Below are 24,830 nucleotides of genomic sequence, written 5' to 3' on the forward strand. Positions count from 1 at the left end.
TTACTACTGGTACAAGGCTTTGAGCGGCGCCGCCGACATGGCGCTGGGCGGTTGGAACGGATTCCCTTGTATCAGGACGATGGCCGCCGTCGGCGCCGCTGCAGCGGCAAACAGGGCGATGGCCAGGATTTCCGCCTTGGGCTGATCCACATAGACCATGGCGATGGAAATCATCGTCAACAGCCCAAGAAAGGCCATGCCCAGCCATTTCAATGGATTGACGTGGGTTTGCGACAACGAGATCCGCTGTTCGCGGGCATCGCGCACGGCAATGGCTTGTTGCAGCATTTCGCTGTGGGTGGCCTGGGCCAGGGACAGAGCCATTTCCGGCCGCGACAGCACTTCCAACAACGAGGCCATGGCCAAGGTGGTGGTTTCCGAGGATTGGCGATGGGCCAGCATCGGCCATTCGGTTTCAGCGGCGCTGCTGGCATAAGCTTTGACCGTGTCATCAACCAGATGCCGTTGCGCCACCGGCAAGGCAGTGGCCAAGGCCAGGATCGAGCGTAACCCCCCCGCTTCGTGATAGACCGCACTGACCGCCCGATCATGGGCGTTCCAGGTGTCGTTGGCGAGAAAGGCCAAGGTCAGGGCGAACAGCACGCCGATAACATTGACGAAGGGCGGCGACAGGCCGCGATAACCGCGGATCAGCGAGGCGAAGCGCGAATAATGGGCCAGCCACAACAACAAAGCGGCGGCCCCCAGGGTGCCGAATAAGGCGATAGCGGCCAAGAGGTAATGGTCATAGGTTATTAAAAAGGCAGGCATGCTTTGGTCCGATACGATGCATGCCTTAGTCTTCATGAAATGTTGGATTTCGTCGACCGCAATTTTATTGCAGTCGACGAGGGGGATGAGGCGCGGGACTTGTGGGCCGACTCACCAAACAGAAGGTTCATGTCAATGAACCTTCTGTTTGTATCGGTCCACTAATTAGAATAGGTCTCGCATTGGTTGATATCGTCTTGCATCGCCGCTTTGGGCCACAGGTTCCCCAGCAACCCGCGCAAGGCATAGACGGTGATCAGCGATGTGTCCATACTTTGCGGATTGGGCGTGGTTTCTATGATATAAGCCAGCTGGCTACCAAGCGAAATTCTTTGGACATAGGAAATGCGGAATGTCTTCGTTTTTGAATTATTGAAGCGATGGAGTACACCAGGTCCATATGTCCGTTTCGTCCTAATTTGCCAAATACACTCGCCAATATTCTCGTAATTCATTTTCGATGTAAGGTAATATTCTGGGCCCCTATTTTTAAATTCTTCAACGTTGCTTGTGCCGCACGCGCCAAGAATTAACGTTAGTATAATTGCGGATGGTCTTAGTAATTTGTTTAAAATCATTGGTTTCCTCTTGTCATGCATAATATTGCCTCAGGGCTGTTTTTTTGAAAAATCCCGTAACTTGTGTAGGTTCCGTTGTGGTTTAGCGCGATTAAGACCGTATTTTTTTCAGTGTCCTGAGCGCAGGCAACTGTGAATCCTTTAAATATCGCATTTAGTCTGAATACTTTGTCGAGCTGATCCTGAGCTGATCCGGCAACAAGTCTGGTTGATATGAATGGTCTGTTTTTTGGATGTTCTATGTAAACAATATTATTTGGTCTGTAATTGTCGTCTTTTCCGCCTAGTATTGATATTATTGCATCTGCATCATGCTTTTTTTGTTCATCATCTTTGTAGGATGAGCAGGCAGATGAAGAAAGTAATACGGAGAGCAATATGATGATGGTTGTGGCCTTCGGCATTGATATATCTCTTTAGATTTATCTTTTCAGGGTATAGGGTTCACTTCCAATAGGTGTATATCTTTTTGATGTAAACTCCTATTAGTCCGAGTAAACCTTAGCCGATGCCGATGTGTGTGGCAACTGATAGGGGAAAATGACGGTCGCTGCGCTAAGCGAAGGCGGCCGGTCTTAGCCGAGGCTGAAGCCGGTCCGCACCAGTAATCCGGCGCCGACGGCGGCCATGACCAACGCGCACAACCGTCGCAGCGGCCGAGGATGCCGCAAAAATCCCATGGCGCCATGGACCAGGGCGGCATAGCCCAGCATCACCAAGCAAAGGGTGACGGCAACGATGAGCGCCGCCAGCATGGCATCGGCCAATCGCAAGCCTTGGGGGCCGATGATGATGGGCAACAGGGCCATGTAGAAGATGATGGTTTTGGGATTGCCCAGGGTCAGCAGCCATGCCGCCATGAACGAGGCCGATGCGGTGGCGGCGCTTAAGGGGTGATCGGCTGTCAGCCATTGTTTCCAGCCCAGCCACAACAGCCACAATCCGGCCAAGCCCGACAGCAAGGGCAGCCACGGAGCAAGCGCGGCGCCGAGTGTCGCCATCCCGGCCATGGCCACTGTGAAAAGCACAAGATCGCCGGCGACCATGCCGGCAATGAAGGGCAGCGAACCGACAATTCCCGCATTGGCGGCCCGCGTCACCAGGGCGGCGACACCGGGGCCGGGGCTGGCCATGGCGGCCAGACAGGCGGTAAACAGCACCAAGATATGGCTAAGGCTCATGTTCATCAGTGTAAACACGGTGAAAAGCCTTTCAAAAGCCATTCTTTGGCGCTATCCAATCTGCTTCTCGTGACACAGGGGTTAATCTGGGAATGACGCGCAAGCTGTTCGGCACCGACGGTATCCGGGGCACCGCCAATTTGGACCCCATGACCGCCGAGACGGCGCTGAAGCTGGGCATGGCCGCAGGCCGCCATTTCACCCGTGGCGATCACCGCCACATGGTGGTGATCGGCAAGGACACCCGTTTGTCCGGCTATCTGCTGGAGCCGGCGCTGACCGCTGGTTTCATCGCCGTGGGCATGGACGTGGTGTTGTTGGGGCCGCTGCCGACGCCGGCCGTGGCCATGCTGACCCGGTCGTTGCGCGCCGATTTGGGCGTGATGATTTCGGCGTCGCACAACGCCTATCAGGATAACGGCATCAAGCTGTTCGGTCCCGACGGCTTCAAGCTGTCGGATGAGGACGAGATCGCGATCGAACACAAGATGTTCAATGGCCTTGAAGCATATCGCGTCGGTTCCGACCATCTGGGCAAGGCCAAGCGCCTGGATGACGCCGCCGGCCGCTATATCGAATATGCCAAGGGCAGCTTTCCCCGTGGCCTGCGTCTGGACGGTCTCAAGATTGTCGTCGATTGCGCCAACGGCGCCGCTTACAAGGTTGCTCCCACCGTGTTGTGGGAATTGGGGGCCGAGGTGATTCCGGTGGCGGTCACCCCTGACGGCTTCAATATCAACAAGGATTGCGGCTCGCTGCATACCCAGACCTTGCAGACGCAAGTGGTTGCTCATGGCGCCCATTTGGGCATCGCGCTTGATGGCGACGCCGACCGTCTGGTGTTGTGCGACGAGAAGGGGAAGGTTATCGACGGCGATCAGGTCATGGGCCTGATTGGTCTGACGCTGGCCAAGGCCGGCCTGTTAAAGGGCGGCGGCATCGTCGCCACCGTCATGTCCAACATGGGGTTGGAAAAGCATCTTGCCGGCCAGGGGCTTGAACTGCATCGCACCAGCGTCGGTGATCGCTATGTGCTGGAACGCATGCGCCGCGATGGATTCAATGTCGGTGGCGAGCAATCGGGCCACATCATCTTGTCCGACCATTCCACCACCGGTGATGGTCTGGTGGCTGCATTGCAGGTGCTGGCGGCTTTGGTTGAATCGGGCAAGCCGGCCAGCCAGATGCTGCATCTGTTCGATCCGTTCCCCCAGGTGCTGAAAAATGTGCGGGTCACCGGCCAGCCCGAGGCGGTGCTGGAACTGGACATGGTCAAGGCGGCCATCGCCGCAGGCGAACAACGCCTGAATGGCAGCGGTCGGGTGCTGATCCGCAAATCCGGCACCGAACCGCTGATCCGGGTGATGGCCGAGGGCGAGGACACGGAACAGGTCAACAATGTGGTGGATGATATCGTCGCCACCATTACCCAGGCGGCCGGCTGAGCGTTTGCGTGTCGGATTTATCCAAGACCGAGAGGCGAGGCCTGGCCTAGGCTGGGCGTCGCCATTCGGCCAAGGAGAACGAGCATGCGTCTTGGATACACTATTTTATATGTGGAGAACGTGGCCCTGAGCGTGGGGTTTTACGAACAGGCTTTCGCCCTTGAGCGGAAGTTCGTGCATGAAAGCGGTGATTTCGCCGAGATGAATACCGGCCAGACCGCCTTGGCGTTTTCCTCGCGCCGATTGATGGTGGAACTGGGCAAGAACCCCCAAAAGGCTGATGCCGCCGCGCCTTGTTTCGAGATTGCCCTGGTCACGGATGACGTGCCCACCGCCCTAAAGCGGGCCATTGCCGCCGGGGCGCGTCTGGTGCAGTCACCCCAAGACATGCCGTGGGGGCAAACCGTCGCCTATGTTGCCGATCCCGATGGTTTTTTGGTGGAATTGTGCACGCCGGTGGGCGCTCAGCCATAACCGGATTGGGTGATGGTGGCCCGTAATGCCGTGTTTATGCGCAAGGCGGCGGGGGTGGTGGCGAACCAGCGGCGGAACGCGCGGTTCATATGGGCCTGATCGTAATATCCGTGCAGGAGCGCCAGCGCCGCCAAATCGTCGCCGCCGTCCAGGGCGGCGGCGGCCCGGCGGGCGCGGGACAAGCCCCGCCAGAACATCGGCGGCCGCCCGGTATGGTGCTTGAGCAATCGCTCGAGGCTGCGCTCGGATAAGCTGTTCGGGGCGGCCTTGCCGTCGGCCAGACAGGCCAAGGCTTCGGTGACCCGTGGGTCCATATGGGTGAAATCGTCGATCAACGAGAGAATGGCTGTCGCGTCGGCGTCGCAAGCATGGGCGACAATTCCCAGCAACCCCGCTTCGTTCAAACTGACGCCAGGGCGCAGACGATAGCCGTCGAAACGGGTGCCGGCTTGGCACTCGCTGTAATAGCAGCTATCGGCCAGGGGAGAGACGATGAAAAACGGCTTTTGGCCGGGCGCGGCGATCCGAATAAGATCGCGGCATCCGTCGGGAACAATGACGATCGGGGCCGTTTGCGTCGCCTGATGGCTCCAGGCTTCCAGCAGCGCCGCCGGCATGATGGTCAGAACGCCCGTTGGCGTTCATGCAGCACCATGTTCATGTCCAATTCCTTGATGACCTGTTCCAAGGTGGTGATGCCTCGGCTTTCCAGGGCGTCGATCTGGTTCATCAACACGGCGGCGGTGACGATGGCGTCGCCCAGCGCGGTGTGACGATCGGTGATCGAAATGCCCAGGCGGTCACAGATGGCGTCAAGGGAATGCCCGGTTTCCGGGCCATCCAGATAATTGGACAACATCATGGTGTCGAGCACCGGATTATCGAAGGTAACGCCGAATTCCCGTTCGTGCATGCGCAGGAATTTCAGGTCAAAGGCCGCGTTATGGGCGACCAGGACGGCATCGGCGGCAAAGGCCTTGAATTGCGGCAGCACGACGCCCAGCGGCGGCTTATCCTTGACCATGTCGTCGGTGATGCCGTGGAACTTGATGCTTTCCACCGGAATCTGCCGACCGGGATTGATGATGCGATTGAAGCTTTCACCCGACAGAATGCGGCCGTTGACGATGCGCACGGCGCCGATCTGCACCATGCGGTCGCCCTGGCTGGGCTGTAAGCCGGTGGTTTCGGTGTCGAAGACGATAAAGGTCAGGCTGCGCAGGGGTTGGCGGCCTTTTTCGCCGATGTCGCGGGCGGCATCCAACAAGGCCATGTCATAAAATTCCGGCCGGGTCGGCAAAATCACCTTGGCTTGATAATGTTGTTCGATGCCCTTGCGCATGGGCAGACGCAGCCACGAATGGCCCGAGCGGTGTTCCTGGCCGATGTCAGAGCCGGCATGGTGGTCGAGCACGTCGCGCACCCGCATGCCGCCCAGGCTGGGCAAGGGCTGGGTCAACCAGCGTTCCAGCGCCGGCTTGGCGGCGGTGGAGCCGGCCCAGCCGATTTCGACCCAACAGCCTTGCTCGTCCTCGGTGGCGGCCAGATCGACCTCGGCCAGATTGAAGCGCTCGGAAATCTGGCGGATCAGGGTTTCCATGGCCAGGGACAACGAATGCGAATCGCCATGCAGCCACACCGGCAGGCCGGTGACGGTGACCTTGACCGTCTGTTCATCGAAGCGGTGGGCGACAAAGGCGAACAGGTCGGCGGAATTCAGGTCGGCCATGGGCCACCAGCCCGACAGCGCCCGCTGATAGCCGTCGGTGACCCGCTTGATCGCCGCTTCGATATTGGCGGATTCGCGTTCGACGATGGTCGGATTGCCGGCGGCGACGCGCAGGCGGATCAAGGGCGATTGCAGGCCTTCGGCGACTTCGCGCAACAAGGCGTCACGCCGCGACAGCGCCGCCACCTGCGGGCTGGCATCGACTAGGGTGATGACATAGCCCGAGGCTTCGCCGTCGCTGTCACGGATCAGCGACATTCGGGCTTGCAACAAGGTGGCGCCGTCGGTGGCGCTGGCCAGGAAGGGGGTGCCGCGGCTGCCCATTTCCGGCCGGTGGGTCAGCACCTCCAGCATGTGCGCCACGGCTTCGCGCGTCACGGTCTCGAACAGGGAACGGCCCAACCCCACCGGGCCGATGCCGGCCAGCATGTCCATGGCGACCGAATTGTACAAGACGATCTGATGGCGCAGATTGCAAACCACCACGCCTTCATGCAGATCGTTAAGGATGGCGGCCAGGCGGTTGGCGTTCTCTTCGGCCTTGCCGGTGGCGCTTTTCAGTCCCTCGGCCAGTTCCTGGCGGGCTTGCAGCATCTTGGCGATGATCTGGTTGACCGATTCCGGCAATGGCGCCAACAGCGGATAGCGCTCGATTTCGATGTCGGTGCGGTTGCCGCCATGGGCGATGGCGCGGATTTCCGCGGCCATGCGCTTTATTCCGCGCATAACGGCGAAATCGACGATCTTCCAGGCCAGAACGAACATCAGCGCCGCACCGGCCACGGCAATCATGGCCAGAGCGTTCAGTTCTTCGCGATCGACGACGCCTTGGCTCAACATGTAAGCCGTGGCGACGATGGCGGCGACATTGGCGACAAAGGCCAGCGCCAGCCAGGGAAGGTGACCCCGCCATTTTTGCGGCACCCGACGTGCTCCTTGGACGATTTCTTTTCGTTACCACAAGTTTTATCACGACCGGGCGCGGGGGCAATGGCCCTAATTGTCGCGGAGCATAAAGAGCTGATGGAATTATGCCGCCTTATGGCCCTGTTCCAGCGAAGCGCGGACCTGATCGTAAAGCGAGGCGGCGGAAACACCGCGATAATAGCCGTCCCGCAACAGGCTGTGATCGACACCCAGGGTTTTCGCCGACAGGCCGAAGCGATCCATCAGGCGGGTATCGACGTCGGAAATCCATAAGGTGAAACCGCAATCGAACAAGGGGTAGGTCATGGCACGCTCCGCCGCTGGGAATTATCGATGAAGATAAGACTACGCCCCGGGTGCGGCGGCTCTTTGCCCAAATGACGGCAAGATTGGGGCAAGATGATTCCAATTGCCTGAGCGAATGCTTTGGTGTGTCCTGATGCGCAGGAAAAATAAGGAGATGGCCATGAGGGCGATCGCATTTGGAATGCTGGCGCTGCTGTTCTTGCTGGTCGGCGGCGATGCGCGGGCGGCGCAAGTGGTGCGCGTCGGCGGTTATGACTTCCCGCCATTCGTCGAAAGCGGCAAGGATTTTCCCGCCAGCCTGACCCTGCGACTGATCGAGTCCTTGAACCAGATGCAGGGGGATTATCGCTTCGAGTTCGTCCCGATCGCCGCCCGCCGACGCTATGGCGATCTGACCGAGGGACGTTTCGACGTCATCTTCTTCGAAAGTCCGCAATGGGAATGGCAGGCCCAAGGCTACGCGGTCGATTTCACCAAGGTGTTCCTGCGCGGCGGCGAGGTGTTCATCGCCCAAGCCGAGCCGGGGCGGGATGAAAGCTTTTTTCAGGATCTGTCCGGCAAGAAGCTGGTGGGGATTTTGGGCTATCATTACGGCTTCGCCGGTTATGACGCCGACCCCGAGCATCTGAGCAAGAGCTTTGACATCAAGCTGGTCAGTTCCCATCGTTCCAGTATCGATTTGGTGTTGACCGGGCGTCGCGATATCGCCGTCGTCACCGATGCCTATCTCAACGCCTATCTGCACGACACCCCGCAGGCGCAGGGGCGGCTGCTGGTGTCACGGCATCTGGACCAAGTGTATGAACATCGGGTTCTGGTTCGCCGCGCCGGACCGATCAATGTCGCCACCATGGACGCCCTGATGGATGAATTGGCGGCCAGCGGCCGGCTGCGGGATATTTTCCGGGCTGCCCGTATCGGCAAATGATGTGGAATTTCAAGAATTTGCAACTGGAAGTTTGGCGTATGGCCTGATAGGTGGAAGGCTCCTTTCCTGCCAGCGGTGTGGGGCCACATGGACTTCCAGATCAATCAAGAGGGTGGTGGCGTCGTCGCCGTGTTGTCCGGGCGGCTGACGTTTAAGGAAAATACCGCGTTCCGCACCTTGCTGGGCCGGCTGGGCCAAGCCAAGGGGGGGCTTGTGCTCGATCTTCGTCAATTGGAATTCATTGATTCGGCTGGCCTCGGCATGTTGCTGGTCATGCGCGATGGGCATGACGGGGCGATTGGCCTGCGCACGGGGGACGGCTTGGTGGCGCGGTTGTTGGATCTGGCCCGCTTTTCCGATTTTTTTCGGATGGAGTGAGCCCGGACGTCGTTGTTCCGGCAAAGGCCCCGTAACGCACAAGTTTAACCGAAGCTTCAGACCTTGGTCACGGCGCTGTCACACCCCGCCCTTATAGTCGGTGTTCTCGAATCGACGATATGGAACAGGTCGTGAAAAAAGCAGTATCAGCCCTTGCCCTCGCTTTTCCCACTGGCTTTCCCGACCTGCGCCTTGCCGGTTTCGGCCAATCCATAGCCGGGGCTTGGCATAGCGGCGACCTTCCGATTCTCAGCAATCTGTCCATCCGTGTGCGCTTTGCCCTGTTGGTCGGCATGGCCTTGATCGGGGCGGCGGCGTTTGCCGGGGTGTTCCATGTGGTCGAAGGCCGCATCGATTCGCTGTTGGTGGCCCAGGACGGTTTTCGCCGCTTGAACGATCTGGCCGGCGACGTCCGGGCCAAGGCGGCGGCGCTGCAAAATCACGAAGAACACTTCTTGCGCGAACGCGACAAGGATTCGGCCCAGGGCTTCCGCGCCGATGTCGCCTTTATCGCCAGCAGCCTGGAAACCATGGAAAAGCTGCCCAGCGCCGCCCCTCTCAGCCAACAAGTGGCGACCTTGCGGCAGGGTTTCGCCCAGGTGGGGCAACGTTTCGACGCGGTCGAGCGTCGCGCCGGCGTGCTGGGGCTGACCGCGTCCGCGGGGTTGCGCGGGCAATTGGCCGGTTCGGTCAAGGCGGTCGAGGACGAATTGAAAATGTGGCCCAATGCCGGGCCTTTATTGCCGACCATGTTGCAGATGCGTCAGGCTGAAAAGAATTTCATGCTGTACGAAAAAGACAGCTATATCGGCATGCACCGAAAATATTCGAATCAGTTTGATTTTGAACTTGATGCTTCGGCATTGCCGAATTCCACCCGTGAGGATTTGCGCAAGCTGTTGGTCGCTTATGCCGAGGACATGAAGTCATTCGCCGGGGAAACCATGGCGTTGAACGCCGAAGTGGTCGCCTTGCGTCAGGACTTCCAGGCGTTGCGGCCGGTGCTGACCCAGGTTTTCGGTCATGCCCGCGACGGCATGAATCAGGCCATCGGCCAGCAGGAAGCGGCGCGCCGGCAGATGTCCAACCTGATGGCGGTGTTCAATCTTGCCGCCTTGGCGGCCTTTTGTCTGGTGGCGCTGGTGCTGGCGCGTTCCATCACCCAACCGGTGCGGCTGATTGAAGATGCCATGGAACGTCTGGCCGGCGGCGACCACACGGTGCTGGTTCCCGGCATCGCCCGCCGTGACGAGATTGGCGACATGGCCAAGGCGGTGGCGGTGTTCAAGGACAATGCCATCGCCATGGTGCGCATGCAGCAAGAACAAGAAGCCATCCGTGCCGAGGCCGAGGCGGTCAATCATGCCCGCATGCTGGCCTTGGCCGATCATTTCGAACAAGCGGTCGGCTCGGTGGCCGAGGCCGTCAACACCAACGCCCAGGCGATCAAGGAAACCGCGGCCCGCATGGTGCGGCGCGACCGAGCCGGCGACAGCCGCTCGCTCAGCGTCGCCGAGGCGGCGGAACGCTCGCGCAATACCGTCGCTGCCGTGGCCGAGGCCGCCGCCGAGCTGACCTCAAGCGTCGAGGAAATCGCCCATCATGTCACCGCCACCTCGGAAGTGGTGCGCTTGGCCGTCAATGAATTGGAACGGACCAATGCCCAGGTCACCGGTCTGTCGCAGGTCGCCAGCAATATCGACCGGGTGGTTAATTTGATCAGCGATATCGCCGGGCGCACCAACATGCTGGCGCTGAACGCCACCATCGAGGCGCAGCGGGCCGGCGAAGCCGGCAAGGGCTTTGCCGTGGTCGCCGACGAGGTTAAGCACCTGGCGCAAAAAACCGCTGATTCAACCCGCGAGATCGCCGAGCAAATCAGCGCCATCCAGAACGCCACCGCCGATACCGCCGCCGCCATTGGCGATGTCGGCGACGCCATTCGCCGCATGGACGATATCGCCGCCAAGGTGGCCCAGGCGGTGGTGCGGCAATCCGAGGTGACCGACAAGATCAGCCGCTGCGTCGAGGAAGTCACCGCCGGAACCCAAGACGTCACCGGCGGCGTTGTCGGCGTCACCCAATCGGCGGCGCGCTATTGCGGCGGCGCCGTGCGGGTGATGTGGGCGGCTGACGATTTGGCCGGCCCCGCCGCCAATCTAAAACACGAGGTCGATGGCTTCTTGCGCACCATCCGGGCCTGATCAGCTCAGCGCCACCAGGGCCAGCAACAGGGCGATGGTCAGAAATTGCAGGCCGACCCGCATTTTCATCAGCGTGTGGGCGTGACGCTGGTACCACGGGCCGTTGCGGACGAAGCCCAGCAACCCGACCAGCAGAACCGTCGCCACCAGCACCGGCAGCAGCAGCATGACCCAAGATGACAGCGTGCTCATGGTGTTGACATGGGAAGTGGTGGCGGCTTTGCCCAGGGGGGGGGCGTGTCGGGGGATCAGACGCGCTTGCGGGCAAAAATCAGGATGGCAGCGCCGGTCAAGGCGGGCAGGGCCGACAAGGCATAGGTGCCGGTATAACTGCCGATCACGTCATGCAGGGCGGCAAAAGCCGGCGGCCCGACCAGAACGCCGCCATAGGTGAAGAACAATGACGCGCCGGTGACCCGGGGAATTTGCGCCGGTTCGCTGGAATGGGCCAGTTCGGCCAGATAAACGCCATTCCAACCCAAGGCGGCGGCGCCGAACGGAATCAGGATGGCGAACACCAGGGGCGATGGCCAGGTCGGGCTCAGCAGACCGGTCAGCACGGCCAGCAGACAGGTAATCACGCCCAAGGCGATCAGGGTCGCGGTGCCGCCGAAAAAGCGGTCGGCCAAGGAACCGATGCCGATGCGGCCGATGACCCCGGCCACTTGCAGGGCGGACAGCAATAACCCGGCATCGACCAACGACCAGGACAGATCGCTGACCAGCATGGTGACGGCAAAGGCGGAAACCGACAATTGCACCGCCGCATAGGCGAATCCGGCCAGGGATAAGGCTCGCAATCGGGGCATGCGCCAGATGGCCGCCAATCCGGCAAAGGGATTGCCGGTCATCCGCGCCTTGGGGTCGCGGTCGCAATCCCAGCGGCGGCGAACCGCGATCAGCACCAGAGCCAGCACCAAGCAGGTCAGGGCCACCGCCATTATGGCCGCTGGCCAGCCCCAGGCCTGGGTCAGGCGTGGGGTGATCAGTCCAGCCAGGGTGCCACCCAATGGGACGCCGGTTTGTTTGATGGAAAAAACCAGGTTGCGGCGTTCGGGGCTGGTGGTCTTGGCCAACAGGTGCGACGCCGCCGGATTGGTCATGCCATAGCCCAGGCCGGTGATCAGCGCCGCCAGCAAGGCCAGGGGCAGGGTGCCGATCATCATGGCCATTCCGCCGACAAACGCCAGCAGCAGCCCGATCTGGGTCGAACGGGTGGCGCCCAGACGTCTGACCGCGTTGCCCCCCAATAACGAGGTCACCATGGCGCCGCCATAGGCCATGCTGATCCACCAGCCGATCATCGAGCCGGAAATCTGAAGGTCCTGAGCGATGGCCGGGGCGATGGCCGCCGGTGACAGCACAGCCAGCGACACCAGCGATTGAGCGGCGGTGGTGGCGACGAGAACAGGGATATAAGCGGGGATCGACATTCCTCTGTCATGCCGCTTTTTTCCGTCCACGGTCAATACTGCTGATGCGGGGCTGGCTTGTCCCCTGCCGCAGGCATTACAACGGGGGTATGAAGGTCTTTGGCATCGCCGGCTGGAGCGGCAGCGGCAAGACAACGTTGATCAAGGCTTTGCTGCCCGTACTCTCGGCCCGTGGGTTGAGGGTGGGGACGGTCAAGCATACCCATCACGATCCCGTTTTCGGCACACAATCCGACGCATTGCTGGCCACGGCCGGCTTGGTCGAGACCATGATGGTCTCAACCGATCGCTTCACCTTGGTCCATGAGCATCAGGGACAATCCGAACCACCCTTGCCATCCTTGCTTTCGGCCCTGGCCGGGATTGATCTGGTCTTGGTCGAAGGGTTCAAATTTTCCCGTCATCCCCGGCTGGAAATCTGGGATTCTGCTTTGCAGCATCCGTTGATGGCGGTCAGTGATCGTTCTGTTCGCGCCGTCGTCAGCGATGATTCGGGGGACGGATTGAGCGGGCTTGTAATTCCGCGCTTTCATCGCCATGAGATCATGCCAATCGCTGAATTCATTGTCAGCAATTGCATACCTCTAAGCGAATTAGAGTGATGATTTTATATAAAATGTGTTGGAGTAAAACTCGCAAGCTTCGGTTTTTTCATTGACGAAGATCTTGTGACGTATACTTTTGTCTGGGGTCTGATAAATCTACGGTCCATCCTTTTTTGTCGTTCCCGCAGTTTTCTTGCAAGATATGGGAAAGGTGTCTTGCCGGTTGTAGTGGCGATTGGCTAAGATGACACTTCAAGTCAGACCAACAACAAGGTAGACCTGGGATGAGAGTACTTCTTGCCGATGATCACGCACTTTTTCGTGAGGGGGTCAGGCTGGTACTGGAAAATCTGGTTGATGGACCTCTGGAGGTAATCGAGGCCGGCGATTTCGTGCAGGCTGTGTCGGCGTTGCGCGCCGGCAGTGATTTCGATGTTGGTTTGATTGATCTGAATATGCCGGGCATGGATGGCTTCGATGGTATCGAGGCGGTGTGTCGGGCTGCTCCCAATATGCATCTGGTGGTGATCTCGGCGTCGGAATCGCCCACCGATGTGCGCCGCGCCCTGGATGCCGGGGCGCAAGGCTATATCGCCAAGACTTCGTCCAGTTCATCCATGCTCGAAGCCATCCGTCAGGTTTTGTCGGGCGACACCTATCTCAGCCCCCGGCTTGAGGTGGCGACCGCCAGCGACGATGGCGGCAGCCGTGATCAGGCCCGCAATGTGCTGACGCCGCGTCAGCGCGACGTGCTGGCCATGCTGCGCCAAGGCAAAAGCAACAAGGAAATCGCCCGCGATCTGAATTTGGCGGAAATCACCGTCAAGTTGCATGTCACCGCCATTTTGCGGGCTCTGGGGGTGGAAAACCGGACCCAGGCGGCGATTTTAGCGGCCAAGATCGGCTATTGAACCCGATCTGACTTGCCAAGCGCCCGCGCTGGCGTTAGGCAAAGGTGGGTGCTGTTATCAAAAGGGGATTTCCATGAGGCACGTCGTCTTTGCCGCCGCCGCCGCGCTTGCGCTCGCCGGGTGCTCTACGTCTCCGCGTCCTCTGGCTCCTGGGACCGCCGAAGGGCCGACCAGCTATGTCTGCTATTCCAGCATGACCTCGTCGCCGGAAGAAGTGCGCAGCATCGCCGAAAACCAATGCCGCCGTTCCGGCTTTGGCGTTTCCGGTCTGTTGGGGCAAAGCTGGACGCCGCTGCGCTGCGGTTTCCTTACCCCCAGCGTTGCCGCTTTCCAATGCGGATCATCGTACTGGTCCGGCTATTAAGCCGTTTTCGCCGTCAAACACGGCTGTTAAAAGTTCAAGGGCCGGGGAAATCCCGGCCCTTGTCGTTTTGATCAGGGCTTGCGCAGGTCCGGGTGCAGGGACGTGCCCAAGATGTGTTCGCTTTTTTGCACCACATGCGACCCCTTGCCGACGATCAGCGGATCGGGCTGATGGACCACCGAGTGGTCCTTGCCGGGATAATCCAGCAAATTCAGGAAGTGCAGCATGCAATTCAGCCGCGCCCGCTTCTTGTCGTTGGACTTGATGATGGTCCACGGCGCATCGGCGGTGTCGGTGTAAAAGAACATGGCCTCTTTGGCTTCGGTGTAGTCGCCCCACTTATCCAGCGACGCCACGTCGATGGGTGACAGCTTCCATTGCTTCAGCGGATCGTTGCCACGGGATTCGAAGCGGTTGCGCTGTTCTTCCTGGGTCACCGAGAACCAGTATTTGTAAAGTTGGATGCCGGAACGGACCAGCATGCGTTCCAGTTCCGGGGTTTGGCGCATGAATTCCAGATATTCGGATGGATTGCAAAAGCCCATCACCCGCTCGACGCCGGCGCGGTTGTACCAGGAGCGGTCAAAGAAGACCATTTCCCCGGCGGTGGGCAGGTGCTGGATATAACGCTGGAAGAACCATTGGCCCCGTTCCAGTTCGCTGGGCTTTTCCAGGGCGACGATGCGGGCACCGCGCGGGTTCAAGTGCTCCATGAAGCGCTTGATGGTGCCGCCCTTGCCGGCGGCGTCGCGGCCTTCGAACAGCAAGACGAATTTCTGTCCGGTGTTGCGGCCCCACAATTGGACTTTCAGCAATTCGGCCTGCAACTGGGCTTTTTTCTTTTCGTATTCGTCCCGCCGCATTTTGGTCTTATAGGGATATTCGCCGGTCTCAAAGGCATGGCGAACCGCGTCCGGGTCGTGACGCATGGCGGCGAGCCGTTGGCGGGTGGCGGCGCCTTTCATGGCCGGAGAGGGCGCGGCGGTGATTTCATCATCCGCGCCCTTCGGCGCTTCGCTGGTCGCCGGTTTTGCATCGTCGCTGGAAGGCGATCCCGGATCGGCGGATGTGACGGGTTTCGCATCATCAGGCATGAACAACTCCCCCTTTGCTTCTTGGTCTGTCAACCAACAAGCGTATGCTTTATGCACACGGCGGACAATTGCTTTATCGGACACTGCCGGCCAGCAGATGAATGAGGATTGAAGCGGTCGCCGAGACGTTCAAAGACTGCACCCGACCCGAGCCGGGGATGGTGACGATGTCGTCGCAAGCGGCCAGGGTCGGGGCCGGAAGCCCGTCTTCTTCGTTGCCCAGAACAAGGGCCAAGGGCTTGTCGTGCGATGCGAAAATTTCCTGCATCGGCCGATGGGCGCCAAGCGCGGTGCCGACAACGTGATAATGCGGCTTCAGCCGGGGCAAGACTTTGGCCAAGGCTGGCGCTTGGTAGACGTCGATCCATTCCAGCCCGCCCTCGGCGACACGATAGGCGGCATCCGATGGCAGGGCCTGCTCGGGATGGTCGGAAAGGATAAGCTTGGTCAGGCCGAAAAAGGCCATGGTCCGGGCGATGGCGCCGAGGTTATGCGGGTTGCCGATACCGTCCAAGATCACCAGCGGTTCCCGCGCCTTGGCCCAGTTGAAGCTTTTCACCGCTTCAAGCGGAGCCAAGGGTTGCGGCTGGCAGACGACGACGATACCGCCATTGAGGGGAGTGCCGGCGACTTTGGCCAATTCCTCGGTCGATACGTGCCGGAATGGCTTGCGCGCCGCCGCCATCTGCTTGCACAGGGGTTGCGCTTCGGCTTTCATGCGGTCGTCGAAGAACAGCCGCTCGGCCCGCTGCGGATTCCGCTCGAACAGGGCGGAGACGGCGGGCAGGCCGCCAATGCGGGAAAGTTTCGGCTGAGACATGGGGGCGGGATTTCCGTCAGAGTGAGTTTGGCAGCATGAATTTGGAGAGTGTTGTGCCTCGGTTGATCTTGTTCAACAAGCCTTATGACGTGCTGACGCAATTTACCGATCGCGAAGCCGGCCGCGCCACCTTGGCCGATTACGTGCCGGTGCCGGGGGTTTATCCGGCCGGCCGGCTGGATCGCGATTCCGAAGGTTTGCTGGTGTTGACCGACGATGGCCCGCTGATCGCCCGCATCGCCCAACCACGCCATAAGCTGGCCAAGGTTTATTGGGCGCAGGTCGAGGGCATTCCCACTGACCAAGCCTTAGGCAATTTACGTCGTGGGGTGATTTTGAAGGATGGCCCAACCTTGCCGGCCGGGGCGGAGCAGATGGCCGAGCCCGATTGGCTGTGGCCGCGCGATCCGCCGATCCGCTGGCGCGCCGCCATTCCCACCGCGTGGCTGAAATTGACCCTGCAGGAGGGACGCAATCGCCAAGTGCGGCGGATGACCGCGGCGGTGGGCCTTCCCACTTTGCGGCTGATCCGCTGGGCGGTGGGCGATTGGAGCTTGGAGGGTTTGGCGCCGGGCCAATGGCGCGAAGCGGCGCCCGTTCTTGGGCGCCGCCGCTGAAAAAGCTGAAATATTGGCTCAGACCGCCAGTTTGACGATCTCGGCCTGGGCCAGGCTCAGGGCCTTGTCGCGGGCATCCGCCCCCATGGCCACGCCTTCGGCGCGGATCACCTGAACCTCGGTGATGCCGATGAAGCCAAGGAAGGCGCGCAAGAAAGCTTCTTGGTGATCCATCGCCGCTTCGTACGGGGTGCCGGCATACAGGCCGCCGCGGCTGGAGACGATGATCACCTTGCGGCCGCCGGCCAAGCCCTGCGGGCCGGTTTCGGTATAGCGGAAGGTGCGGCCCGGCTGGGCGATGCGGTCGATCCATGCCTTGAGTTGGGTGGGAACGCTGAAATTGTACATGGGGGCGCCGATGACGATGATGTCGGCGGCCAGCACTTCTTCCACCAATTGGTTGGTTAAGGCCAGCTCGGCCTGTTGGCGCGGGCTGAGGTCGTCGACATTTTGAAATTTCACCACCTGCATCAGTTCGCCGCTCAGATGGTCGGGCGGCGACGCTGCCACGTCGCGATAGGTGACTTCGGCGCCGGGATGCGCGACGCGCAGCTGGGCGACGACATCGGCGGTCAATTGACGCGACACCGAAGCGGTGCCAAGAGCGCTGGAATCCACATGCAACAATTTCATTTTGGGCCTCGTCAGCAGAGATGATTGTCTGAGGAAAGCCTATCTCCGCGACGACATTGCCAATAGAGGCCAATTCCGGCACGCTGTGTCCCATGAATGGAACGATGGTACCGCGATGCGTGATCTGAACGATCTTTATTTCTTCACCCAGGTGGTTGAACACGGCGGCTTTTCCGCCGCCGGCCGGGTGTTGGGCGTGCCCAAATCCAAGCTCAGCCGGCGGGTGGCGCAATTGGAAGACGGTTTGGGGGTGCGGCTGTTACAGCGTTCCAGCCGCCGTTTCGCCCTGACCGAGATGGGCCAAGCCTATTACCGCCATTGCCGCGCCATGGTCATCGAAGCGGAAGCGGCGGAAGAGGTGATCGAGCATTCGCAGGCGGAAGCCCAAGGAACCATTCGCATGTCCTGTCCGGTGTCGTTGGCCCAGGCCCGCATGGGGGCGATCATCGCCGAATTCCTGGTTGCCCATCCCAAGGTGCGGATTCATCTGGAAGCCACCAACCGACGTGTCGATGTCATCGAGGAGGGCTTCGATGTGGCGCTCAGGGTGCGCCAGCCGCCGTTGGAAGACAGTGACCTGATCGTCAAGGTGTTGGAACAGCATCAAAGCTATCTGGTGGCGTCGCCGGCTTTTCTCGACCGTCACGGTCGACCGCACTCACCCGCCGATCTGGCCGGCCTGCAATCCCTGGCCATGACGCGGGCCGGTGACCGTCATTCGTGGTTACTGACCGATGTCGATGGCGGCGAAATCGAGGTGCCGCACCAGCCGCGTCTGGTCACCGACGACATGGTCACCTTGCGGCACGGCGCCCGTGCCGGCTTGGGCATCGTGCAGCTTCCCAGCCTGATGGTGGAAGAAGATCTGTATCATGGGCGGCTGGAAAAAACATTGACGGCATGGACGCCGCCGCGAGGCCTTGTCCATGCCGTCTTTCCGTCGCGGCGGGGACTGGTTCCCGCCATTCGTCTGTTTTTGGATGCCCTGGCGGCGGCTTGGGTCAGCGTTTGAAGCCAAAGGGGGAAAAACGCACTTTGCCGGCCGAAGCGGCGGCGACGCGGGTCACCGCCATGCCCATGGCGAAATGGGGCGTCAGGTAGGGATAGGTTTTTTCGGCGCGCACACCCTCGGTCCGTTCTTCGGCCAAGGCTTCGTCCAACTCGCGCAGTTCCGCCGGTCCCAACATATCGGTGTCCCTTCGTCCCCAGAATGGCGCCTGTCGGTAAGGGGTATTTGAAAGTTTCGTTCGCCCCGAACCAATTTGTCGGACACTTTATTACCCGACAGGCAATTGCACTGCAACAAAAAATACTCAAATCAGCAACGAAATTTAAGCGATCACGCCATCTTTCGTGTGGTCTTTCCAAGATAAGGCGCAAGGTATTGACCCGTATGGCTGCTTTTGCAGGCGGCAACATCCTCGGGGGTGCCGGCGACCACCACCTTGCCGCCGCCATCGCCGCCTTCGGGTCCCATGTCGATGATCCAATCGGCGGTTTTGATGACTTCCAGATTGTGTTCGATGACCAGCACGGAATTGCCGCCTTCGACCAGGGTGTGCAGCACCTCCAGAAGTTTGCGCACGTCTTCGAAATGCAAGCCGGTGGTTGGTTCGTCAAGGATGTACAGGGTGCGGCCGGTGGCCCGGCGCGATAATTCCTTGGCCAGTTTCACCCGTTGGGCCTCGCCGCCGGACAGGGTTGTCGCCTGCTGGCCCAGATGGATGTAATCCAGCCCGACCCGTTGCAGGGTGATCATCTTGTCGCGGATGCTGGGCACCGCCTTGAAGAAATCGGCGGCTTCCTCGATGGTCATGTCCAGCACGTCGGCGATGCTTTTGCCCTTGAAGGTGATTTCCAAGGTCTCGCGGTTATAGCGCTTGCCCTTGCAGACGTCGCATTGGACATAGACGTCGGGGAGGAAATGCATCTCGATCTTGATGACGCCGTCGCCCTGGCAGGCTTCGCAGCGGCCGCCCTTGACGTTGAAGCTGAAACGGCCGGGTTTGTACCCACGGGCCTTGGCTTCCGGCAATTCACAAAACCAGTCGCGAATCGGGGTAAAGGCGCCGGTATAGGTGGCCGGGTTCGACCGAGGGGTTCGACCGATGGGTGATTGGTCGATATCGATGATCTTGTCCAAAAACTCGATGCCGTCGATACGGTCAAAGGCGGTGGGGTGTTCCTTGGCGTTCATCAGCCGCCGGGCCAAGGCCTTGTACAAGGTCTCGATCACCAGGGTCGATTTGCCGCCGCCGGAAACGCCGGTCACGCAGGTAAAGGTTCCCAGCGGAATTGCCACGTCCACGTTTTGCAGATTGTTGCCGGTGGCGCCGACCACGCGCAGCTTGTTGCCATTGCCGGACCGGCGCTCGGACGGGATGGGGATGGTTCTTTGCCCGGTCAGATACAGGCCGGTTTGGCTGTTGGGGTCGGCCATCACCTCGGCCGGACTGCCTTGCGCCACGATTTCGCCGCCGTGGATGCCGGCGCCGGGTCCCATGTCGATCAGGTAATCGGCGGTGCGGATGGCGTCTTCGTCGTGTTCGACGACGATGACCGTGTTGCCGATGTCACGCAGGCGTTTGAGCGTGCCGAGCAAACGGTCGTTGTCGCGTTGGTGCAGGCCGATGCTGGGTTCGTCCAGCACGTACAAGACCCCGGTCAGGCCTGATCCGATCTGGCTGGCCAGACGGATCCGCTGCGATTCGCCCCCCGACAGACTGCCCGAGCCACGGGCCAGCGTCAGGTAATCCAGCCCGACATCCATCAAAAAGCCCAGGCGGTCGTTGATTTCGCGCAGGATGCGGCGGGCAATCTCGCGGTCCTTGGGCTTGAGATGCTGTTCCAGATCGCCGTACCAGGCATGGGCCTTGGCGATGGATAATTCGGTCACCTGGGAAATGTGCTGGCCGTGGATCTTCACCGCCAGCGCTTCCGGCTTCAACCGCGCCCCTTGGCAGGTTTCGCAGCACGAGGTGGCCTGAAAGCGCGACAATTCCTCGCGCACCCATGACGAATCGGTTTCCCGATAACGCCGGGCCATGTTGCTGATGACGCCTTCGAACGGCTTGTTGGTGGTATAGGAGCGGAAGCCGTCCTCGAAATGCAGCGGCACGTCCTCCTTGCCGGAACCGTACAAAATCACTTCGCGGGCGCTCAGGGGCAGGCGGCGCCAAGGGGTGTGCTGATCAAAGCCGTAATGCTTGGCCAAGCCTTCCAGGGCTTGCTGGTAATATTGCGAGGTGGAATTGGCCCATGGCGCGATGGCGCCTTCGCGCAGGGTCAAATCCTCGTCGGGGATCACCAGGGCCGGGTCAAAAAACAGCTTGACCCCCAAGCCGTCGCAATCGGGGCAGGCGCCGAAAGGATTGTTGAAGGAAAACAGCCGCGGCTCGATTTCCTCGATGGTGAAGCCCGATACCGGGCAGGCGAATTTGGCGGAAAAGGTGGTGCGTTCGCCGCTATCGGCGTTTTCGACGATGCACAGGCCATCGGCCATGGACAAGGCGGTTTCCACCGAATCGGCCAGCCGGTTGCCCAGGCCGGGTTTGATCACCAGGCGATCAACCACCACCTCGATATCGTGCTTCTTCTTTTTGTCCAAGGCGGGGACGGCGTCGATTTCATGGATGGCGCCGTCGACCTTGACGCGCTGGAAGCCCTTCTTTTGCAGGTCCAGTATTTCCTTTTTGTATTCGCCCTTGCGGCCGCGCACAAAGGGGGCCAGCAGGTATAGGCGGGTGCCCTCGGCCATTTCCATCATGCGATCGACCATCTGGCTGACCGTCTGGCTTTCGATCGGCAGGCCGGTGGCGGGCGAATGGGGCACGCCGACGCGGGCCCACAGCAAGCGCATATAGTCGTAAATCTCGGTTACCGTGCCGACGGTGGAGCGCGGGTTCTTCGATGTGGTTTTTTGCTCGATGGAGATGGCCGGCGACAGCCCTTCGATACTGTCGATATCGGGCTTTTGCATCAGCTCAAGGAATTGGCGGGCATAAGCCGACAGCGATTCCACGTAGCGGCGCTGCCCCTCGGCATAGATGGTGTCGAAAGCGAGAGAGGACTTTCCCGAGCCGGACAGCCCGGTGATCACCACTAATTGGTCGCGGGGAATGTCCACGTCCACATTTTTCAAATTGTGTTCGCGCGCGCCCCGGACGCGGATGAAGCTGTTCATCGACCTTTGTTCCTCTTTCATTCCGGCTGGCGGAGTGTAGAGAGATTCCATAGCCGGGTAAAGACCGCCTTCATTCATGCCCCCAATGCAGCACGATTAAGGGCTAGGCAGGGGCGGGGGGCAGCGGCTACCTTGCAGCCGCTTTTTCGTGGAATGGATGCCATGCTGGATTTGTTGCAAAGCGCTGCCGCTGGAATTTCCGTGCTGTCGATCGTGGGGGCCTTGCTGGCCATCATCTCGGTATGGCTGGTCGGTCGTTTGCTGGTCGGCCGCGATTTGCCCGATTTGGTCACTTTCGGCGCCGGTTGGGGGCTGGCGGTGTTGGCGATGACCGTGCTGGGGACCATGGGCGATGGTTCACTGGCTTTGTTGTTGCCGCTGATTTGGGGGGGGGCGGCCGTCTCTTTGGTGCGAGAAATCCACGGCAGACGGATTCCCTCTGGCGTGATGGCGCTGGTCCTGGTCCTGCCTTTGGCGGTGCTGGTTTCCGGCCGCATCGCCTCGGAATGGGACGAGTTTTCCCATTGGTTGCATGCTTTCCGCTATCTCGATTCCTTTGCCACCTTGCCAGGCAAGGGCCGTCCGCCCATTGAATCGTGCTGCGCCGCCTATCCGTATGGCTGGCCATTGCTGGGCTGGCTGTCGTCGCGACTGTTCGGCTTTTCCGAGGCGGTGCCCGGACTGCTTAATCTGTTTCAATTGGCTTTGTGCGGCGATTTGTTGGCCCGCATCATGGCGCAAGGGGAAAAGCCGGGTTGGGGGCATCAGGCCTGGGGGGTGTTGCTGGTGACCGTCTTGGGAACCACCTTCGTGCCCAAGCTGGTGTTCACCGCCTATGCCGACGTTGCCACCTCGGCCATGGTGCTGGCGGGAATTTGGCTGGTCTGGCGGTTGACCGAAACGCCGTCATGGCGGCTGTCCTTGGCCTTGGGGCTGTGCTGCGCGGCGTTGGTGGCGCAAAAGCCCGCCAATCTGGTGCTGGTTGTCCTGGTTTTGGGATGTGGTTGCGCATTGTTGCTGCGCGGCTGGGCCCTGCCTCGGCGCGGCGCCGTGCTCGGGGTGTTTTTTGCCGCCATTCCGGTGCTGATGGTCTGGTCTTTGTGGCGGCATTTCGTTGCGGGCAATTTGGCCGGCGAGGAATTGCTGATCCAGCCATTCGCGCGGTGGAACCTGCAATCCCTGGGGCCTATCCTGGCCGGGATGGCCGAGGTCGCCGGCAATAAGGGCGGATATTTCGGCATGATGGCGGTGACGGTGGTGTGGGCTGTTATCGGCGTGTTTCGGCCAATGGGGGATAATGGCCGCCTGGTTCGCGCCGTCGCTCTAATCTTTTGCGGCTATAACGGCTTTTTATATTTTACCTATGTGGCGGTCTTCCTGCGCGAGGATGGCGAACGGGTGGCCAGTTTCTGGCGCTATAACACCCATCTCGGATTGTTGACGGCACTGATGGTCGCCGTCGTATTGGTCAGTCTGCGGTGTCGGTTTGCCGTCATTGCCCGTGCCGCCGCATGGTCGGCCTTGCCGGTGATACTGGTCGTCGTCGCTCCGGTTGTCGGTGTGCGTTATATTCGCTTCGATCTGGAACCGGCAAAAGTGTTCCTGCGCCAGACATTGCAGCAGGTTCGATCCCTGGGGGTGCGGGATGTGGCGCTGATCGATCCTCGTGGCAGCGGCCTCAGCCATGTCATGGCCAGCTATGAATGGAACGGTACGCCGAAACTGGCCGTCTATACCACCGGGTTCGACGCCTTTACGGCGGGGCAGTACAAAGGCGTCGCGGATAAGGCCAGCCATGTGCTGGTGGTGTCGTGGAATGACCCCGTGGCGGCCGCTTTTCCCGAGTTGACGCCGGGGCCGCATGCGGTTTTGTCCACTCGGGACGGCCAAGTGTTGGCGCGTTTTCCCTATCCCGGTAACCGGGAACCGAAAGTATATCCATGATCGATATCGCTCTGATTCGCCATCGGCGTAAGGTTTTGCGTCAGCATTTCGACGTCGTTCGTCAATTCGAGGAATTAGAGGAAAGTTGCGTCCCCTCCTATGTTCACGGCAACGGCGCGGCGGCGGCGATCAGTTGGTGGCGCCTGGCGGCGGCGGCACGGCTTTATCAGAAACATGCCCCCGGTTGCGCCATGCTGGATTTCGGCGCGGGCACCGGCGAAATCCATCACCTCATGCATCCCAAGCCGGTTGTTTATGATTTCATCGAGGGCAACGCCATTCTGGCCGGCGCCTTGACCGCGTTCATCCCCGCGGCCAAGATTAAAATTCTGGAGGAGATGGAGGCGGGAAGCTATGACGCGATCCTCGCCCTGGATTCGTTGGAGCACAATAACGATGTGGCGGGACTGACCGCCTCGTTGTTCGCGGCGTTGAAGCCGGGGGGGCTGTTCATCTTGTCGGGACCGACGGAAAACTGGCTCTATCGCCTTGGCCGCCGGCTGGCCGGTTTTTCCGGCCATTACCACACCACCACCATCGCTGATATCGAAGGGCATTTTCGGCGACATGCCCGCTTAGTCGATCTGGCAAGCGTCCCCATGCCCGGGCTGACCCTGTTCCGGGTCAGCGCGTGGCGTAAAATATAAGGACGGAAGCTTTCGCTACCGCCCTTAAAGCTGTTTTAGAACGGAATGTCGTCGTCGAGATCCGGCGGCGGTTCCCAGCCCGATCCGCCACCTTGACCGCCACCGCCGCCCGAGCGCGGCGCGGCGCCGCCCGAACGTTGGCCGCCGCCATAGCCGCCGCCACCGCCGCCTTGGCCGCCGCCGCCATAGCCGCCCTCATCATAGCCGCCACCGCCACCGCCGCCCTGGCCGCCGCCGCCTTCGCCACGGCCACCCAGCAGCGTCAGCTCGCCCTTGAATCGGCCGATGACCACTTCGGTGGAGTACTTTTCCACGCCCTGCTGGTCAGTCCACTTGCGGGTCTGCAAGGCACCCTCGATATAGACGGACGATCCTTTCTTCAAGAAGCGCTCGGCGACGTCGGCGAGGTTGGGATTGAAGATGACGACGCGGTGCCACTCGGTCTTTTCCCGGCGTTCGCCGCTGGAGCGATCCTTCCAGGATTCCGAGGTGGCGATGTTGAGGTTAACGATTTTCGAGCCGTCCTGGGCGGTGCGGACCTCGGGGTCGCGTCCCAGATTGCCGACCAGAATGACCTTATTGACTGATCCAGCCATGTCCCCGACTCTCCTGTTCAAACTTGGGGCTGGACAATAGTCGCTTGCGGCGTGCCGATCAACCCCGGGGCAGGGGCGGGCGTTGGTCCCGCTGCTGTTGTCGCAATGCACGATATCTGGTA

General features: G+C 60.5%; 26 protein-coding genes. 12 read left to right on the plus strand and 14 right to left on the minus strand.

Going from position 1 to position 24,830, the window contains the following annotated elements; genetic code table 11:
* Positions 1-3: 3 nt before the first annotated feature.
* The 3 genes from KEC16_RS01595 to KEC16_RS01605 all read right to left on the minus strand — a co-directional run bounded on the left by KEC16_RS01595 (position 4) and on the right by KEC16_RS01605 (position 2,536).
* Positions 4-771: a bestrophin-like domain gene (locus KEC16_RS01595; RefSeq protein WP_211545899.1), complete on the minus strand. Its 768-nt coding sequence runs from the start codon at positions 769-771 to the stop codon at positions 4-6.
* A 574-nt stretch (positions 772-1,345) separates the two neighbouring features.
* Entirely contained in the window at positions 1,346-1,753 is a 408-nt protein-coding gene (locus KEC16_RS01600) for a hypothetical protein (RefSeq protein WP_211545900.1), read from the minus strand.
* A 171-nt stretch (positions 1,754-1,924) separates the two neighbouring features.
* Entirely contained in the window at positions 1,925-2,536 is a 612-nt protein-coding gene (locus KEC16_RS01605; protein ID WP_211545901.1) for a LysE family translocator, read from the minus strand.
* An 86-nt stretch (positions 2,537-2,622) separates the two neighbouring features.
* Between KEC16_RS01605 and glmM the strand changes: the two genes are divergently transcribed.
* Both glmM and KEC16_RS01615 read left to right on the plus strand, forming a co-directional pair.
* Entirely contained in the window at positions 2,623-3,975 is a 1,353-nt protein-coding gene (gene glmM, locus KEC16_RS01610; protein ID WP_211545902.1) for a phosphoglucosamine mutase, read from the plus strand.
* Between the two features lie 84 nt (positions 3,976-4,059).
* Entirely contained in the window at positions 4,060-4,449 is a 390-nt protein-coding gene (locus KEC16_RS01615) for a VOC family protein (RefSeq protein ID WP_211545903.1), read from the plus strand.
* Here the strand turns inward: KEC16_RS01615 and KEC16_RS01620 are convergent.
* The 3 genes from KEC16_RS01620 to KEC16_RS01630 all read right to left on the minus strand — a co-directional run bounded on the left by KEC16_RS01620 (position 4,440) and on the right by KEC16_RS01630 (position 7,411).
* On the minus strand, positions 4,440-5,066 hold the full coding sequence (locus tag KEC16_RS01620; RefSeq protein ID WP_211545904.1) for a helix-turn-helix domain-containing protein: 627 nt from the start codon (positions 5,064-5,066) through the stop codon (positions 4,440-4,442). The two genes, KEC16_RS01615 and KEC16_RS01620, sit on opposite strands and share 10 nt — an antisense overlap.
* Positions 5,067-5,071: 5 nt before the next feature.
* On the minus strand, positions 5,072-7,102 hold the full coding sequence (locus tag KEC16_RS20055) for a 3'-5' exonuclease (protein WP_346343997.1): 2,031 nt from the start codon (positions 7,100-7,102) through the stop codon (positions 5,072-5,074).
* 105 nt (positions 7,103-7,207) lie between these two features.
* Complete coding sequence (locus KEC16_RS01630; RefSeq protein WP_211545905.1) at positions 7,208-7,411, minus strand: hypothetical protein; 204 nt, start codon at positions 7,409-7,411, stop codon at positions 7,208-7,210.
* Positions 7,412-7,571: 160 nt separating this feature from the next.
* On the opposite strand from KEC16_RS01630, the gene KEC16_RS01635 reads away from it, so the two are divergent.
* The 3 genes from KEC16_RS01635 (at position 7,572) to KEC16_RS20060 (ending at position 10,921) form a co-directional block, all read left to right on the plus strand.
* The gene (locus tag KEC16_RS01635) at positions 7,572-8,339 is read left to right on the plus strand and encodes a substrate-binding periplasmic protein (RefSeq protein WP_211545906.1); all 768 of its coding nucleotides are present in this window, start codon (positions 7,572-7,574) and stop codon (positions 8,337-8,339) included.
* A gap of 87 nt (positions 8,340-8,426) precedes the next feature.
* On the plus strand, positions 8,427-8,717 hold the full coding sequence (locus KEC16_RS01640; protein ID WP_211545907.1) for an STAS domain-containing protein: 291 nt from the start codon (positions 8,427-8,429) through the stop codon (positions 8,715-8,717).
* Between the two features lie 131 nt (positions 8,718-8,848).
* The gene (locus KEC16_RS20060; protein ID WP_211545908.1) at positions 8,849-10,921 is read left to right on the plus strand and encodes a methyl-accepting chemotaxis protein; all 2,073 of its coding nucleotides are present in this window, start codon (positions 8,849-8,851) and stop codon (positions 10,919-10,921) included.
* Here KEC16_RS20060 and KEC16_RS01650 read toward each other — a convergent pair whose 3' ends face one another.
* On the minus strand, positions 10,922-11,113 hold the full coding sequence (locus tag KEC16_RS01650) for an HIG1 domain-containing protein (protein WP_211545909.1): 192 nt from the start codon (positions 11,111-11,113) through the stop codon (positions 10,922-10,924).
* A 56-nt stretch (positions 11,114-11,169) separates the two neighbouring features.
* The gene (locus KEC16_RS01655; RefSeq protein WP_211545910.1) at positions 11,170-12,354 is read right to left on the minus strand and encodes an MFS transporter; all 1,185 of its coding nucleotides are present in this window, start codon (positions 12,352-12,354) and stop codon (positions 11,170-11,172) included.
* Between the two features lie 89 nt (positions 12,355-12,443).
* On the opposite strand from KEC16_RS01655, the gene mobB reads away from it, so the two are divergent.
* The 3 genes from mobB to KEC16_RS01670 all read left to right on the plus strand — a co-directional run bounded on the left by mobB (position 12,444) and on the right by KEC16_RS01670 (position 14,174).
* The gene (gene mobB / locus KEC16_RS01660) at positions 12,444-12,956 is read left to right on the plus strand and encodes a molybdopterin-guanine dinucleotide biosynthesis protein B (RefSeq protein WP_211545911.1); all 513 of its coding nucleotides are present in this window, start codon (positions 12,444-12,446) and stop codon (positions 12,954-12,956) included.
* A 227-nt stretch (positions 12,957-13,183) separates the two neighbouring features.
* Positions 13,184-13,810 carry a response regulator gene (locus KEC16_RS01665; RefSeq protein ID WP_211545912.1) on the plus strand — a complete coding sequence of 209 codons (627 nt, stop codon included), beginning with the start codon at positions 13,184-13,186 and terminating at the stop codon, positions 13,808-13,810.
* Positions 13,811-13,883: 73 nt separating this feature from the next.
* Entirely contained in the window at positions 13,884-14,174 is a 291-nt protein-coding gene (locus KEC16_RS01670; RefSeq protein ID WP_211545913.1) for a hypothetical protein, read from the plus strand.
* A 71-nt stretch (positions 14,175-14,245) separates the two neighbouring features.
* On the opposite strand, the gene ppk2 is transcribed toward KEC16_RS01670, so the two are convergent.
* Positions 14,246-15,268: a polyphosphate kinase 2 gene (ppk2, locus tag KEC16_RS01675; protein ID WP_211545914.1), complete on the minus strand. Its 1,023-nt coding sequence runs from the start codon at positions 15,266-15,268 to the stop codon at positions 14,246-14,248.
* 73 nt (positions 15,269-15,341) lie between these two features.
* Positions 15,342-16,088, minus strand: a complete 747-nt coding sequence (locus tag KEC16_RS01680; protein ID WP_211545915.1) for a TrmH family RNA methyltransferase — start codon at positions 16,086-16,088, stop codon at positions 15,342-15,344.
* A 53-nt stretch (positions 16,089-16,141) separates the two neighbouring features.
* On the opposite strand from KEC16_RS01680, the gene KEC16_RS01685 reads away from it, so the two are divergent.
* Positions 16,142-16,705 carry a pseudouridine synthase gene (locus KEC16_RS01685; RefSeq protein WP_211545916.1) on the plus strand — a complete coding sequence of 188 codons (564 nt, stop codon included), beginning with the start codon at positions 16,142-16,144 and terminating at the stop codon, positions 16,703-16,705.
* Between the two features lie 18 nt (positions 16,706-16,723).
* On the opposite strand, the gene KEC16_RS01690 is transcribed toward KEC16_RS01685, so the two are convergent.
* Positions 16,724-17,338 carry an FMN-dependent NADH-azoreductase gene (locus tag KEC16_RS01690; protein WP_211545917.1) on the minus strand — a complete coding sequence of 205 codons (615 nt, stop codon included), beginning with the start codon at positions 17,336-17,338 and terminating at the stop codon, positions 16,724-16,726.
* A gap of 115 nt (positions 17,339-17,453) precedes the next feature.
* On the opposite strand from KEC16_RS01690, the gene KEC16_RS01695 reads away from it, so the two are divergent.
* Positions 17,454-18,350: a LysR substrate-binding domain-containing protein gene (locus KEC16_RS01695; RefSeq protein ID WP_211545918.1), complete on the plus strand. Its 897-nt coding sequence runs from the start codon at positions 17,454-17,456 to the stop codon at positions 18,348-18,350.
* Here the strand turns inward: KEC16_RS01695 and KEC16_RS01700 are convergent.
* Complete coding sequence (locus tag KEC16_RS01700; protein ID WP_211545919.1) at positions 18,340-18,525, minus strand: hypothetical protein; 186 nt, start codon at positions 18,523-18,525, stop codon at positions 18,340-18,342. The genes KEC16_RS01695 and KEC16_RS01700 overlap by 11 nt on opposite strands.
* A gap of 152 nt (positions 18,526-18,677) precedes the next feature.
* On the minus strand, positions 18,678-21,521 hold the full coding sequence (gene uvrA, locus KEC16_RS01705; protein ID WP_211545920.1) for an excinuclease ABC subunit UvrA: 2,844 nt from the start codon (positions 21,519-21,521) through the stop codon (positions 18,678-18,680).
* A gap of 162 nt (positions 21,522-21,683) precedes the next feature.
* On the opposite strand from uvrA, the gene KEC16_RS01710 reads away from it, so the two are divergent.
* Positions 21,684-23,465 (plus strand): hypothetical protein, encoded by a 1,782-nt coding sequence (locus KEC16_RS01710; protein WP_211545921.1) that lies wholly within the window; start codon positions 21,684-21,686, stop codon positions 23,463-23,465.
* Positions 23,462-24,112, plus strand: coding sequence for a class I SAM-dependent methyltransferase (locus KEC16_RS01715; RefSeq protein WP_211545922.1), 651 nt, complete (start codon positions 23,462-23,464; stop codon positions 24,110-24,112). The genes KEC16_RS01710 and KEC16_RS01715 overlap by 4 nt, the downstream gene beginning before the upstream one ends.
* A 35-nt stretch (positions 24,113-24,147) precedes the next feature.
* Here KEC16_RS01715 and ssb read toward each other — a convergent pair whose 3' ends face one another.
* Positions 24,148-24,708 (minus strand): single-stranded DNA-binding protein, encoded by a 561-nt coding sequence (gene ssb / locus KEC16_RS01720; protein ID WP_211545923.1) that lies wholly within the window; start codon positions 24,706-24,708, stop codon positions 24,148-24,150.
* Between the last annotated feature and the right edge of the window lie 122 nt (positions 24,709-24,830).

The organism is Magnetospirillum sulfuroxidans, assembly GCF_018224925.1.
GTDB classification, from domain to species: domain Bacteria; phylum Pseudomonadota; class Alphaproteobacteria; order Rhodospirillales; family Magnetospirillaceae; genus Magnetospirillum; species Magnetospirillum sulfuroxidans.